A 13,601-nucleotide genomic window follows, 5' to 3' on the forward strand; every position below is an offset into this window, starting at 1 on the left:
TGCACCGGCGGGCCCGGGTACGACGTCATGTCGACCCGGGCCCGTCCGGTGTTCCGGGGCCCGGGTCGCTCGGCGTTCCACGGGGCGCTCAGCGCTTGACGGCGCAGAGCAGCCCGTCCGAGACGGGCAGCAGCGCCGGCAGCAGCGCGTCGCTCTCCCGCACGGCCTGCACGAGGTCGCGCACCGCGCCCGTCTGCGGGTCCTGGAGCTCGGGCTCGGCGAGCCTGCCCTCCTGGAAGACCCCCTCGAAGCAGACCATCCCGCCCGGCCGCAGCAGCCGCAGCGCCTCCAGCAGGTACTCCCGGGACTCGGCCGGATCGCCGTCGCAGAACACCAGGTCGTACTGGCCGTCCGCGAGGCGCGGCAGGACCTCCAGGGCCAGGCCCGGTATGAACCGGGAACGGTTCGCCGCGAACCCGGCCGCGTGGTACGCCTCCCGGGCCAGCTGCTGGCGCACGGGCTCGGAGTCCACGGTGGTCAGCACGCCGTCCGGCCGCATGCCGCGCAGCAGGTAGACCCCCGAGACACCCGTCCCGGTGCCGATCTCGGCGACGGCCTTGGCGTCCAGCGCGGCCGCCAGCAGCCGCAGGCAGGCCCCGCCGCTCGGCCCGATCGCCCGTATGCCGGTGCGCGCGGACTGCGCCCGGGCGTAGGTAAGCACCGCGTCCTCGCCCACGTAGGTGTCGGCGAGGGCCGCGCGTGCGGGCCCGAACTCGCTGATGGCTGCCTCTTTCGGAGCCCCGGGTGGCGGCCCGGTGCGGAGGATGTCGATATTTCCTGCCACAGGTTACTGGCCGGGCGGGAACCGCGTACCGCGGCGGGCCGTTGTCAGGGAGGACCGGGTACGCAAGAGGTCCCGGGCACTTTTATCCGGGCTTGACGGGTGAGGTGGATATGGTGGTGGCCCTGCTGGGCAGAAGAGCCGACCGAGGAGGTGTGGCCGAGGGCGACGTCCCTGTGCGGCGGCACCACCGCTGCACCACGTCGGCCCGTACGCCGAAGCCCGTGATGAACCAGCCTGCGCACACCGACATGGACCAGCCCGCCGCCGCCGAGACGCCGGCCGCCGGTACCACCGAGGCCCCCGCCCTCGCGACCTTCGCCGAGGGCCCCGACGCGCAGAGCTGGACTCCTCCCACGTGGGAGGAGATCGTCGAGGCTCACAGCGCCCGCGTCTACCGCCTCGCGTACCGCCTGACGGGCAACCAGCACGACGCCGAGGACCTCACCCAGGAGGTCTTCGTCCGGGTCTTCCGTTCGCTGTCCACCTACACCCCCGGCACGTTCGAGGGGTGGCTGCACCGGATCACCACCAACCTGTTCCTGGACATGGTCCGCCGCCGCCAGCGCATCCGCTTCGACGCGCTCGGCGAGGACGCGGCCGAGCGGCTCGCCTCCCGCGAGCCCAGCCCGGCCCAGCACTTCAGCGACACCCACTTCGACGCCGACGTGCAGCAGGCCCTGGACACCCTCGCCCCCGAGTTCCGCGCCGCCGTGGTGCTCTGCGACATCGAGGGCCTCTCCTACGAGGAGATCGCCGCGACGCTGGGCGTCAAGCTCGGCACCGTCCGCAGCCGCATCCACCGCGGCCGCTCCCACCTGCGTGCCGCCCTCAAGCACCGCGCCCCCGGCCAGGCCCCCGGCCGTGAGCGCCGCGGCGGCTCGGCCGAGCCGGAGCCGGTGGCGGTCGGTGCCGCCCCCGAACCGGCCGCCGCGCCGGGCGGGCGCGGACGGAGGCGATCGTGAGCGGTACCGGCCGGTCCGGGCCGGGCCAGCCGGAGGCGTCCGGCCGGTCCGCCGCCCGACGGGGCTGGGCCCTGTCGGGGCGCCGGGGCGACGGTGACGGCGAACCCGCCCTCCCGCTGCCCGCGGAGACCTCGCTGCGACCGGTGCCCGTCCGCCCGGTCGAGCCCGGCGCCGAGGAGCACCACCTGGGCGAGCGGCTCTCCGCCTTCCTGGACGGCGAGCTCGGCCACGACTCCCGCGAGCGCATCCAGGCCCACCTGGCGACCTGTCCCCAGTGCCTGGCCGAGGCCGACGAGGCCCGCGCCGTCAAGCACCTGCTGACCCGTACCAGCAACCCCGGCCCCTCCTCCGCGCTGATGGCCCGGCTGATGGCCGTCGGCAGCCTCCCCGAGGACGGCCCCGCGGACGGCCCCGCGGGCCGCGAGCGGCACACCGGCCGGGGCCGCCGCGACGATGACGACGACCTGCCCGGCGGCGGGGTCGCCGCCGCCGGCACCCTCGGCGGCAGCCGCCTCACCGGCGGCTCCTTCGGCCGCGGTGCGGGCGCCTCCTTCGGCGGCGGCGCGCTCGGCGCCGACACCCCGCTCCCCGGCGTCGACCCCCGCGCCTTCGGCCGCGGCGGCTCGGTCCTGGGCCCGCTGATCGGCCGGCGCTCCCCGCGCCCCGGGACCGGGCACGAGGACTCCGCCGTGCAGCCGCGCGCGGCCGCCGCCGCGGTCCGCAACCCGGCCGCCCGGGGCCGCAGGCTGGTGTTCGCCGCCGCGGGCGCCTTCTCCGTCGCCGCGGTCACCCTCGGCGGCGTCGGGGGCCTCGGCGCCCAGGGCGAGGAGGCGCCCGGCACCTCCGTCAGCCCGGCCGGCGAGAACGGCCGCAGCGGGTTCGTCCCGATGAACGCCCAGGTCCCCGTGGACTTCCCCGGCCGCCCGGTCGCCGCCACCCGCGCCGCCACCCCCGCACCGACCCCGGACCGGTACGCCGGCGGCCTCGCCGCACTGCGCCAGCAGACCCGCTGACAGGGCCACCGGCCGCCCGGCCACCGGCGGTTCTTCACCACGGCTTCATCACACCGTGGGCTCTCGACCGACCGGTGGCCATTACCCTGTAGGGACGTCTCCCTGCAGGGACGCCGTCCGATTTCGCGAGGGAGCCCAGGTGTTCACCGATGTAGGCGGGCTGAAGCTCCTGACCCTCGCCGTGTTGGCGATCATCGTCTTCGGTCCGGACAAGCTGCCCAAGCTCATCCAGGACACCATGGGCTTCATCCGGAAGATCCGTTCCTTCGCCGACACCGCGAAGGAGGACATCCGCAGCGAGCTGGGCCCGGAGTTCAAGGACTTCGAGTTCGAGGACCTCAACCCCAAGACCTTCGTCCGCAAGCAGCTCATGGGCGGCGAGGAGGACCCGCTGGGCCTCAAGGGGATGAAGGACAGCCTCGACATCCGCTCGGTGCTGGACGACAGGCCCGCGTCCGTGGTGAACGCCGGCACCGTCAGCTTCGAGAAGCCCGCCCCGGCCGCCGCCCCCTCCACCGGGGCGCCGCTGCAGTCCGGAGAGCGCCCCCCGTTCGACCCCGACGCCACCTGAGACCCCCCGGTCACCCCCTCGCCCCGCGAACCGCCCCGCACGGCTGAGCGGGGCGGCGGCGTGTGCGCCGCTATTGTGCTGATTGCGCACCGCGCAGGCACACAGGCGTTGAGGAGGCCCGGGGATGGACGCGACGAGTCAGGCGGGAGGGGCGACGGCCACGGCCGGGGGCCCGGTGGTCGGCGGGCAGGCCGGTCCGGCGGACCCGCTGGTGCCCTACCTGTCCGCCGACTTCCCCTGGTACGGCCTGGACGAGGGCTGGACCGGCCGCCGCTACCTGATGCAGGCCGGAGCCGGCGGCCCCCGCCCCGGTACGGCCCCCGGCGGCGTCGACTACGGCACGCTCGGCCACGGCGAGGAGCCGGCCCGGCAGTACGAGCCGCGCGACATGCGCCGCTTCGCGGTCGTCGTCACCGTGGCCCGCCGCGACAGCCGCCGCAGCGCCGACAACACCGGCACCCTGGAGGCCACCTCGGCCTCCTCCGCGGCCTGGCTGGCCGGCTCCGGCCTGCTCGCCGCCACCTGGCCCGGCCAGCTGGACCGCGCGCTGCGCCAGGACTGGCTGGACCAGCAGAGCGCCCTCGCCTGGGACCTCGCCGACGACCTGGACGGCCCCGGCTGGTCCACGCTGAGCCTGCCCGTCAACGGCCTGCCGCAGCCGTTCCGCTACCGCGAGTCCGAGTACGGCTGGGTGCTGGCCGGAGAGGCCCCCGGCGTGCTGCTCGGCGCGTTCGGGCGCGGCGTCAGCGCCTACGGCGCGGGCTTCGCGACGGTGCCCGACCTGGGCGCCTACACCCGGGCCTAGTACGGCCGCCAGGAACGGCCCTGGGACGGCCGACGGGCCGGGTGCAGGTGCACCCGGCCCGTCGTCACGTCTGCGTACGTCTGCGTACGTCTGCGTGGCGTCAGAACTTGTTCTTCGGGGTCAGCCCCAGCGACAGCCCCGAGAGCCCGCGCTGGCGGCCGCCGAGCTTGCCGGCCACGGCGCGCAGCGCGGCGCCGGCGGGGGAGTCGGGCGCGGCGAGCACGACCGGGCGGCCGTCGTCGCCGCCCTCGCGCAGCCGGACGTCGATCGGGATCGAGCCGAGCACCGGGACGGTCGCGCCGACGGTGCGGGTCAGCGCGTCCGCGACGGTCTGGCCGCCGCCGGTGCCGAAGACGTCGATCATCTCGTCGCAGTGCGGGCACGGCATGCCGGACATGTTCTCGATCACGCCGACGATCTTCTGGTGGGTCTGCACCGCGATGGTGCCCGCCCGCTCGGCCACCTCGGCGGCGGCCATCTGCGGGGTGGTGACGATCAGGATCTCCGCGTTGGGGACGAGCTGCGCCACCGAGATCGCGATGTCGCCGGTGCCGGGCGGCAGGTCCAGCAGCAGCACGTCCAGGTCGCCCCAGTACACGTCGGCGAGGAACTGCTGCAGCGCGCGGTGCAGCATCGGGCCGCGCCAGACCACCGGGGCGTTGCCCGGGGTGAACATGCCGATCGAGATGACCTTCACGCCGTTCGCCTGCGGCGGCATGATCATGTCCTGGACCTGGGTCGGCCGGCCCTCGACGCCCAGCATGCGGGGCACGCTGTGGCCGTAGATGTCGGCGTCCACCACGGCGACCTTCAGGCCGTCGGCGGCCATCGCGGCGGCCAGGTTGACCGTCACCGAGGACTTGCCGACGCCGCCCTTGCCGGAGGCGACCGCGTAGACGCGGGTCAGCGTGCCGGGCTTGGCGAACGGGATCTCCCGCTCCGGGGCGCCGCCGCGCAGCAGCTGGGAGAGCTCCTTGCGCTGCTCGTCGCTCATCACGTCGAGCTCGACCTCGACACCGGTCACGCCGGCGACCCTGCCGACCGCCTCGCGGACCCGGGTGACGATGGTCTCGCGCATCGGACAGCCGGAGACGGTCAGGTAGACCGCGACCCGCACCGCGCCGTCCTCGGCGATCCCGACCGATTTCACCATGCCGATCTCGGTGATCGGGCGGTTGATCTCCGGGTCGTTGACGGTCGCCAGCGCCTGGCGTACGGACTCCTCCGTGACGCCGGCCGCGACCTCTGTCTCGTTGGCCATGCCTTGATGGTACGGCGCGGACGGATCCCCTTAACCCGCCGGTAGCGTGCCGCCGGTCACAGCGTGCTCACCGCGGGGTCACAGCGCCCCGGAGGTGTCCCGGCGCTCGTCCATCTCCTTGAGCAGGGCCTGGAGTTCCGAGCGGACGAAGTCCCGGGTGGCGACCTCGCCCAGGCCCTGCCGCAGGGCGGCGACCTCGCGGGTCAGGTACTCGGTGTCGGCGATGCTGCGGTCGCCGCGGGCCCGGTCGTGCTCCATGTTGACGCGGTCGCGGTTGTCCTGGCGGTTCTGCGCCAGCAGGATCAGCGGGGCCGCGTACGAGGCCTGGAGCGAGAGCACCAGGGTCAGGAAGATGAACGGGTACTCGTCGAAGCGCGCCTCCGCCGGGAGCATCGTGTTCCAGAAGACCCAGATGATGATCACCACCGTCATCCAGACGATGAACCGGCCGGTGCCCAGGAAGCGGGCGATCCGCTCGGAGAGGGCGCCGAAGGCCTCCGGGTCGTAGGAGGGCAGGCTGAGCAGGCCCGGGCGGGCGGTGCGCGGCTGGTCGAGCCGGGTGCGGTTGGAGCCGGTGATGGGGGAGGTCTCCAGGCGGTCCCTGTCCCGGCCGCGGCCGTCACGGCCGTCGCGTCCGCGCAGGTCCCGCAGCTGGCGCAGTTCGCCCTGCAGGCGGCGGCGTACGGAGTCGTCCGGCCGTCCGTTGCGGTCAGTGTCCACCGGCCACCTCGTCCTCCCTCTCGTCGTGCCCGACCGTCTCGTCGTGGGCGTGGTGCGCGGCGTCGCGCCAGTCCTCCGGCAGCAGGTGGTCGAGCACGTCGTCGACGGTGACCGCGCCGAGCAGGTGGTCCGCCTCGTCCACGACGGGGGCGGCGACCAGGTTGTAGGTCGCCAGGTAGCGGGTGACCAGCGTCAGCGGGGTGTCCGGCGGCAGCGGGTCCAGGTCGTCGTCGACCAGCGAGCCGACCAGGACGTACGGGGGCTCGCGCAGCAGCCGCTGGAAGTGCACGGTGCCCAGGTACCGGCCGGTCGGGGTCTCGTTCGGCGGGCGGCACACGAACACCTGGGCGGCCAGCGCCGGCTTGTGGTCGCGCACCCGCACCCGGGCGAGCGCCTCGGCCACCGTCGAGTCCGGCTCCAGCACGATCGGCTCGGTGGTCATCAGACCGCCGGCGGTGTCCTCCTCGTAGCTGAGCAGGCGGCGCACCGGCGCGGCCTCGTCGGGCTCCATCAGCTGGAGCAGCCGCTCGGCCTCCTCGCCCGGCAGCTCGGAGAGCAGGTCGGCGGCGTCGTCCGGGTCCATCGCCTCCAGGACGTCGGCCGCGCGCTCCTCCTGGAGCTTGCCGATGATCTCGACCTGGTCGTCCTCGGGCAGCTCCTCCAGGACGTCCGCGAGCCGCTCGTCGTCCAGCGCGGCGGCGACCTCGCCGCGGCGCTTGGCGGAGAGGTGGTGCATCACGCTCGCGAGGTCCGCCGGGCGCAGCTGCTCGAAGGTGGCGAGCAGGTTGGCGGCGCCCTGGTCCTGCTCGGGCAGCGCGAAGCCGGTGACGTCCTGCCAGTCCAGAGTGAGCCGCTCGCCCTTGGCCTTGCGCAGCCGGCCGGCCCGGCCGACCTGGACGAAGACCTTGCTGATCTCCCACTCGCGCAGCCGGCTCTGCACCATGCCGACGTCCAGCACGGTGACTTCCTCACCGGTCTTCGACCAGGTAACGGTGCGGTCCAGCAGCTCGCCGAGGACGAGGGTCTCGGACGGGCGCTGCTCGAAGCGCCGCAGGTTGATGACGCCGGTGGTGAGCACCTGGCCGGACTCCAGGCTGGTGACCCGGGTCATCGGCAGGAAGATGCGGCGCCGGCCGACCACCTCGACCACCAGGCCCAGCACGCGCGGCGGGCGGCCGCCCAGGCGCAGCGAGACGACCACGTCCCGGACCCGGCCGACCTGGTCGCCGTTGGGGTCGAACACGGCGATCGCGGAGAGGTGGGAGATGAAGACCCTGGTGCCCGGACCCGCCATGAACTCCCTCGACTCGCTCGACGCCGTACGTGCAGGCGCAGCAGCGCACCGCCGCCCAGGCTACCCGTGTGTCAGGAGCCCGGCCCGGCGAGGGACGTTATCGGGCGCAGGAGTCCTCGGCGTGAACCTGGACCGACCGGCGAATGAGGGGCGGCGTCGCGGCCCCCGGACTCTCGCCCGGACGGCTTCTCCTCAGTCGCCGCAGCTCCGCTGCGCCTCCCTCGTCGGCACCGCCCGGACTCGGCCCGGACGCCGCTCCTTCACCCGCCCCTCATTCGCCGGTCGGTCTTAACGTCGCTTGAACAGCAGTTTGGGCAGGCCCGCGGGGATCGGGCGGCGGGTCGTGGCCGGGGTCGGCATCGGCGAGGCCGCCTGTGAGTCGTCCGGCATCGCGCCCGGGCGCTCGTCGAGCTCCCCGGCCGGCTCCAGGCGCAGCACCCGGCACTCGCGGGCCCAGCGCTGCGTGATCGCGTCGGTGTCCGGGGCGTTGAGCCGCTTGCCCTTGAGCTCCTCGACGGCCCCCGACCAGGCCTCGCCGCCCGGCGCCAGCTCCGACACCCAGGCGCGCCAGCCCGTCAGCCGTCCGCCCTTGTCCTTGCTGCGCACGGTGACCTGCGCCCCGGCGCCCGCCGTCAGGCCGTGCAGCGGCTGCTCGGCGCCGTCGCCGACGACCACCACGGCGCCGTCGTGCCAGGCGTGCCAGAGCGGGCGGGGCTGCTCCTGGCCGTCGGCCCGCACCCACAGCAGGCCGGACTTCTTCGCGGCCTCCTCCAGGAGGGCCCGGTCGAGGAAGGCGTCGGCGGTGGCGGCGGGCGTACGGTCCATGGCGCACAGCGTACTGGGGTGCTTTGGATGCCGGGGTCGGACGGGACGGAAGGTCTCAACCCCTGAGAGACAGTTCCATCGGACCGTCACGGGCCTTACGGTATGAGCGCCCGATCCACGTGACCAGCGAAGGAGCGCCGTGCCCGCCGCCCGGCCCGCCACCGCCCCCGCAACCGCCCCCGCAACCGAGAGCGCCGCGCCCGCCGCCCACCGGCCCCCGGCGCACCCGCTGCCCACCGCCGACCTGCTGCTGCTCGCCGTCTCCATCGCCGGCATCTCCATGTCCGGCCCGCTCATCAGCGCCACCGCCGCGCCCGCCCTGGCCATCGCCCTGTGGCGCAACGTCATGTCGGTCGGCGTGCTCGGCCCGTACGCGCTGCTGCGCCACCGCGCCGAACTGCGCGGCATCTCCCGGCGGGCGCTGCTGCTGGCCGTCGCCGCCGGGGCGCTGCTGGCCGTGCACTTCGCGCTGTGGATGCCCAGCCTGAGGATGACCTCGGTCGCCTCCGCCACCGCGCTGGTCACCACCACACCGCTGTGGACGATCCTGCTGATGCGGCTGATGGGCCACCGGGCGCCGCGGATGGTCTGGCTCGGTACGAGCGTGGCCTTCGCCGGGGTGCTGGTGCTCACCGGCGTCGACCTCTCGCTCTCGCCGCGCGCCCTGCTCGGCGACGCCCTCGCCCTCGCCGCGGGCCTGGCCGCCGCCGGGTACATGCTGCTGGGCGCCGAGGTCCGCAAGAGCGTCAGCACCACCGCGTACACCCTGGTCTGCTACGCCACCACGGCGGCGGGCCTGCTGGTCATCTGCCTGGTCACCGGCACCCGCCTGTCGGGCTGGCCGGCCGGCGTCTGGTGGCAGATCGTGCTGCTGATGGTCACCGCCCAGCTGCTCGGCCACTCGCTGAGCAACCGCGTGGTGCGCACCCTCGGCCCGTCGATCACCTCCACCGCGATCCTGCTGGAGACCCCGGGCGCGGCCGCGATCGCCGCCGTCTGGCTCGGCCAGTGGCCCCCGGCGGCCGCCTACCCGGCGGTGGTGCTGATCCTGCTCGGCCTGGTCCTCGTCGCCCGTGGCGGGCGGCGGTAGGACGGCGGCAGGACGGCGGCAGGACGGGGGCGGGACGCGCCGGCGGCTCAGAGCCAGCCGTTGCGGCGGAAGCCCCGGTACATCCCGATGCAGATCAGGACGATCCCGCCCAGCACCGTCGGATAGCCGTACGGGCTCTTCAGCTCGGGCATGTACTCGAAGTTCATGCCGTACACGCCGGTGATCATGGTCGGCACCGCGAAGATCGCCGCCCAGGCGGTGATCTTGCGCATGTCCTCGTTCTGCGCCACCGAGACCTGCGCCAGGTTCGCCTGGAGCAGCGAGTTCAGCAGCTCGTCGAAGCCCTGCACCTGCTCCGTCACCCGGGCCAGGTGGTCGGCGACGTCGCGGAAGTACTTCTGCACCTCCGGGTTCACCAGGCTCTGCTGCGGCTCGGACAGCTGCTGCATCGGGCGCAGCAGCGGCACCACCGCGCGCTTGAACTCCAGGACCTCGCGCTTGAGTTGGTACACCCGGCCGACGTCCGCGCTGCGGCCGCCCTTGGCCGAGAAGACGCCGTACTCGATGTCGTCCACGTCCGTCTGGAGCCGCTCGGCGACGAGCAGGTAGTTGTCCACCACGTGGTCGGCGATCGCGTGCAGCACCGCGGACGGGCCTCTGGCGAGCAGCCCCGAGTCGTCCGCCTCCAGCCGGTGGCGCAGCTCCTGGAGCGAGCCGTGACCGCCGTGCCGGACGGTGATCACGAAGTCGCGCCCGACGAAGGCCATCAGCTCGCCCGTCTCCACCACCTCGCTGGTGGGCGTGAGTTGGTCGTGCTCGACGTAGCGGACGGTCTTGAAGACGGCGAAGAGGACGTCGTCGTAGCGCTCGACCTTGGGGCGCTGGTGGGCGTGCACCGCGTCCTCCACCGCGAGCGGGTGCAGGCCGAAGCGCTGGGCGATCCCCTCGAACTCGGCCTCCGTCGGCTCGTGCAGGCCGATCCAGCTGAACGAGCCGGCCGCTTCCGGGAACTGGTGCGCCGCCTTGACCCGGCGGGCGGCCTCACGGGGGCTGCAGCTGTCGCCGGCCCGCCGGCCGTGCTGGTACACCGCGCAGTCCACGACGGCCGAGCCGGCGCCCTCGGGGAGGGCGTCGTACGAACCGGCCACCGAACGGCGGCGGTTGGGGCGGACGGCGGCGCGCAGGTTGTTGATCATCGACAAGGCAGGCTCCCTGGGCAGGAGCCGTCGCACGGCGGCACGGAACGAGGATCGGACGGCCACAGGACGACGGCGAGGAACACCGGGTGAAGGGACGAAGGTGCTCTCCCGACCGGGTCGTTCGCCGATCAGCCACCCGGGCCTACCGCAGGATCAGCCTGCGAAGCGGGGGGTGCGGGGAAGACGGGGCCGGGCAGAGCTGCCGGTACTGCATGGTCGGCCGGTATCCACCGCAACCACCTCCTTCGCGCCGCCGCCCCGGGGCAGAGACGTCCCGGTGGCCAGTCGCTCACCCTAACACCCGAAGGCACCTCCCCGCTCCGGGGTTTACCCAGGCTTGACGCGGGAAGCCCGGGCCCGCCCCCTTCCCGGAGCCGCGGGTTACGCTCACCGGCATGGCGCACGACTTCCCGCTCTTCGGCGACTTCCACGGCGACTCCCCGGACCTGACCAGGGAGGCGGTGCTGGCCGCCGTCGAAGCCCGGCTGATCGCCACCTTCGGCGAACCGAGCGGCCGGGCCGCCGTCACCTTCCTCGGCGCCGACCGCGTCGAGGTGCTGCGCTTCGGCCCGGACGCCGAGGGCCTCGTCCGGTACTCGACCCTCGGCATGGCCGCCGCGCCGATGGCCGACCCGACCTCGCCCGTCGCCGACCAGGTGCGCGGCCCGCGCGTCGAACTGCTGCTGACCGTGCGCGGCGGCCGCGACGACGTGCTGCGCCCCCTCGCCACCTTCGCCGCGACCCCGCAGGTCGAGGGCCTGGTCGTGGCCCCCGGCGGCTCGCTGGACCTCGGCGCCCCCCTCTGGGAGGGCGCCCCCTTCACCTCGGTGCTCGCCGCCGAGCCCGGCGGCCTGGTCGAGGACCTCGACCTGGCCGAACCCGCCGAGCCCGTACGGTTCCTGCCCCTGCTGCCGATGACGCCCAACGAGGCCGGCTGGAAGCGGGTGCACGGCGCCGCCGCCCTCCAGGAGCGCTGGCTGAACCACGGCACCGACCTGCGCGACCCCCGGCGCCGCGGCGTACCCCTCGACTGAGCGGGTCCTCTACCGCTCGATCGGCTTCGCGCCGCTCGCCTGCGCCAGCAGCGCCTCGTACACCGCCGGGTCGGTGGTGTGCTCGCCCAGGCGGACGGTCTTGCGCTCGCCGTGGTAGTCGCTGGAGCCCGTCACCAGCAGCCCCAGCTCCCCGGCCAGGCCGCGCAGGTGCGCCCTGGTCTCCTCGTCGTGGTCGGTGTGGTCCACCTCCAGGCCGCCGAGCCCGGCCGCCGCGAGGTCGGCGATCACGTGCTCCGGCACCGTACGGCCGCGCTTGACCGCGCCGGGGTGGGCGAAGACCGGCACCCCGCCGGCCGCCCGGACCAGCCGTACGGCCACCAGCGGATCGGTCTCGTGCTTGCGCACGTCCGCCCGGCCGCCGTTGGCCAGCCACTCGGGGGTGAAGGCGTCCGAGACGGTGGCCACCACGCCCGCCTCCATCAGGGCGCTGGCGATGTGCGGCCGCCCGACCGAGCCGGCCCCGGCGATGCGCCGCACCTGCTCCCAGGTGATCCCGGCGCCCAGTTCGCGGCAGCGCTCGACGATCGCCCGCCCGCGCCGGAACCGGTCGGTGCGCACCAGCTCCCGCTCGCGCGCGAACTCCGGCTCCTCGGGGTCGAACAGGTACGCCAGCAGGTGCATGCTGATGCCGTCCACCACGCAGGACAGCTCGGCGCCCGGCACCACGGTCAGCCGGGTGCCGGCCGGCAGCGCGTGCACCGCCTCGGCGGCCTCGGCGTGGCCGGCCACCGTGTCGTGGTCGGTCAGCGCGACGACGTCGAGTCCGGCGGCGGCCGCCGCCGCGACCAGCTCGGCCGGGCTGTCGGTGCCGTCGGAGGCGTTGCTGTGGGCGTGCAGGTCGATGCGCACGGGGCGTCTCCTGGGGCTCGTGGAATGCCGCCCAGGATAGGGGAGCCGGGCCGTCGTTCTCCGGCCTACCCGAGCAGCCGGGGGGAGAGGGCGCCGCAGGGCAGCAGGCCCAGTTCGGCCCCGGCCTCGCGCAGGTCGGTGAGCACCAGTTCGTCGTACATCACCAGCGCCGACTGCTCGGGCCAGGCGATCGCCCAGAGCCAGAGCCCGCGGGCCTCGCCGGCGAACACCGCGCGGTCGGCGGGCGCGTCCGGGACGTGGAACATCGGGGTGGGCCGCCCGGCGGCCATCAGCTTGGCGTCGGCGGGCTTGTACAGGCCGACGGAATCGCCCGGGTCCGGCCCCGGGAGCCCGGCGTAGCGGGCGCCGAGCCCGACCCCGAGCTCCTCGGCGACGAGCACCAGCTCCCCGAACCCGCCCAGCGGCGCGGGCCCGGCGCAGGCGACGGCGGTGGCCCGGGCGCCCGAGACGTCGTCGCCCACGTGCGCGATGCCGGTGTAGAGCCAGCCGACCGGGAGCGGCCAGGGCAGCCAGACGGGGACCTGGGAGCGGGCCACGGCGACGCCGAGGGCCTCCACGCTCGGAGGCAGCACGGGTTGCATCGGGTGCACGGCTCCGTGCCGGTCGCACTGCCAGGTGTCCGAAAACAGACCGGGGGCGCGGACCCGACCGGCGCACCTCGGGCAGCTTGGCTCGCCCCTCATAGCCGACAACGCTCCTCCCTCCGGACCGCCGCGTCAAGGACGATCACCCGTACGGAGGGCTCGGCCGCACCTGTCGGTGGCACAAGCCCGGTCGGCGCGGGGTGGGCGAGGGTCCGGGCGGTTCCCGTTGGGGGATGTCCCGTCGCGGAGGGCGGCAAACGTCGGGGGTGGTGGGGACGGCCGGGGTCCGATCGGGCTTCGAACGAGCCCTGAACGCACTGACGCCCCGTCATCGGCGATCGCGGTGACGGGGCGTCAGTCGGGTATCGGCACGTCCGGGTCGGACGGTCCCTGCTCGTCGGCGGCGGGTGTGACCTCCCGGTCGCAGGCGCCGCGCAGGGTCAGACGGTCGGGCACGGGCGGATGAGCAGGCGTTCGCCGGTGCGGGCGGCGGCCTGGACGACCTCGCGGACGGTCTCGGCGTCGGCGATCTGGCGGCCGGTGGCGGAGCCGTCGGCCTCGTCGAGGCGGACGATCTCGAAGCGCATGGGCTTGGTCATGGGTGTCT

At 74.5% G+C, this 13,601-nt stretch carries 15 protein-coding genes; 6 read left to right on the forward strand and 9 right to left on the reverse strand.

Features of this window, described 5'->3' with window-relative positions:
* Positions 1-88: 88 nt before the first annotated feature.
* On the reverse strand, positions 89-721 hold the full coding sequence (locus ACIBCA_RS06010; protein ID WP_396281810.1) for an O-methyltransferase: 633 nt from the start codon (positions 719-721) through the stop codon (positions 89-91).
* Between the two features lie 287 nt (positions 722-1,008).
* Here ACIBCA_RS06010 and sigE point away from each other — a divergent pair, with 287 nt between their 5' ends.
* The 4 genes from sigE (at position 1,009) to ACIBCA_RS06030 (ending at position 4,135) form a co-directional block, all read left to right on the forward strand.
* A complete protein-coding gene (gene sigE / locus ACIBCA_RS06015) occupies positions 1,009-1,746 on the forward strand; it encodes an RNA polymerase sigma factor SigE (RefSeq protein ID WP_396281811.1) in 738 nt (245 codons plus the stop codon).
* Positions 1,743-2,759 (forward strand): zf-HC2 domain-containing protein, encoded by a 1,017-nt coding sequence (locus ACIBCA_RS06020; RefSeq protein ID WP_396281599.1) that lies wholly within the window; start codon positions 1,743-1,745, stop codon positions 2,757-2,759. The genes sigE and ACIBCA_RS06020 overlap by 4 nt, the downstream gene beginning before the upstream one ends.
* 139 nt (positions 2,760-2,898) lie before the next feature.
* Positions 2,899-3,330: a sec-independent translocase gene (locus tag ACIBCA_RS06025; RefSeq protein WP_396281600.1), complete on the forward strand. Its 432-nt coding sequence runs from the start codon at positions 2,899-2,901 to the stop codon at positions 3,328-3,330.
* Positions 3,331-3,454: 124 nt separating this feature from the next.
* Positions 3,455-4,135: a hypothetical protein gene (locus ACIBCA_RS06030; protein ID WP_396281601.1), complete on the forward strand. Its 681-nt coding sequence runs from the start codon at positions 3,455-3,457 to the stop codon at positions 4,133-4,135.
* 100 nt (positions 4,136-4,235) lie between these two features.
* Here ACIBCA_RS06030 and ACIBCA_RS06035 read toward each other — a convergent pair whose 3' ends face one another.
* From ACIBCA_RS06035 to ACIBCA_RS06050, 4 genes are all read right to left on the reverse strand, one after another.
* Positions 4,236-5,396: an Mrp/NBP35 family ATP-binding protein gene (locus ACIBCA_RS06035; RefSeq protein WP_031070874.1), complete on the reverse strand. Its 1,161-nt coding sequence runs from the start codon at positions 5,394-5,396 to the stop codon at positions 4,236-4,238.
* A 78-nt stretch (positions 5,397-5,474) separates the two neighbouring features.
* On the reverse strand, positions 5,475-5,990 hold the full coding sequence (locus ACIBCA_RS06040; RefSeq protein ID WP_396281812.1) for a DUF1003 domain-containing protein: 516 nt from the start codon (positions 5,988-5,990) through the stop codon (positions 5,475-5,477).
* 115 nt (positions 5,991-6,105) lie between these two features.
* Positions 6,106-7,410 (reverse strand): magnesium transporter MgtE N-terminal domain-containing protein, encoded by a 1,305-nt coding sequence (locus ACIBCA_RS06045; protein ID WP_396281602.1) that lies wholly within the window; start codon positions 7,408-7,410, stop codon positions 6,106-6,108.
* Between the two features lie 288 nt (positions 7,411-7,698).
* On the reverse strand, positions 7,699-8,235 hold the full coding sequence (locus tag ACIBCA_RS06050) for a hypothetical protein (RefSeq protein WP_396281603.1): 537 nt from the start codon (positions 8,233-8,235) through the stop codon (positions 7,699-7,701).
* Positions 8,236-8,374: 139 nt separating this feature from the next.
* Here ACIBCA_RS06050 and ACIBCA_RS06055 point away from each other — a divergent pair, with 139 nt between their 5' ends.
* Positions 8,375-9,325, forward strand: coding sequence for a DMT family transporter (locus tag ACIBCA_RS06055; RefSeq protein WP_396281604.1), 951 nt, complete (start codon positions 8,375-8,377; stop codon positions 9,323-9,325).
* Between the two features lie 47 nt (positions 9,326-9,372).
* On the opposite strand, the gene corA is transcribed toward ACIBCA_RS06055, so the two are convergent.
* Positions 9,373-10,488, reverse strand: a complete 1,116-nt coding sequence (gene corA / locus ACIBCA_RS06060) for a magnesium/cobalt transporter CorA (protein ID WP_396281605.1) — start codon at positions 10,486-10,488, stop codon at positions 9,373-9,375.
* A 392-nt stretch (positions 10,489-10,880) separates the two neighbouring features.
* Here corA and ACIBCA_RS06065 point away from each other — a divergent pair, with 392 nt between their 5' ends.
* A complete protein-coding gene (locus ACIBCA_RS06065) occupies positions 10,881-11,519 on the forward strand; it encodes a suppressor of fused domain protein (RefSeq protein ID WP_396281606.1) in 639 nt (212 codons plus the stop codon).
* Between the two features lie 9 nt (positions 11,520-11,528).
* Here ACIBCA_RS06065 and ACIBCA_RS06070 read toward each other — a convergent pair whose 3' ends face one another.
* The 3 genes from ACIBCA_RS06070 to ACIBCA_RS06080 all read right to left on the reverse strand — a co-directional run bounded on the left by ACIBCA_RS06070 (position 11,529) and on the right by ACIBCA_RS06080 (position 13,593).
* Complete coding sequence (locus ACIBCA_RS06070; RefSeq protein WP_396281607.1) at positions 11,529-12,389, reverse strand: PHP domain-containing protein; 861 nt, start codon at positions 12,387-12,389, stop codon at positions 11,529-11,531.
* 65 nt (positions 12,390-12,454) lie between these two features.
* Positions 12,455-13,093, reverse strand: a complete 639-nt coding sequence (locus ACIBCA_RS06075) for a DUF6758 family protein (protein ID WP_396281608.1) — start codon at positions 13,091-13,093, stop codon at positions 12,455-12,457.
* 341 nt (positions 13,094-13,434) lie between these two features.
* Positions 13,435-13,593 (reverse strand): hypothetical protein, encoded by a 159-nt coding sequence (locus ACIBCA_RS06080; RefSeq protein WP_396281609.1) that lies wholly within the window; start codon positions 13,591-13,593, stop codon positions 13,435-13,437.
* Between the last annotated feature and the right edge of the window lie 8 nt (positions 13,594-13,601).

This window comes from Kitasatospora sp. NPDC051170 (assembly GCF_044455705.1).
GTDB lineage: Bacteria > Actinomycetota > Actinomycetes > Streptomycetales > Streptomycetaceae > Kitasatospora.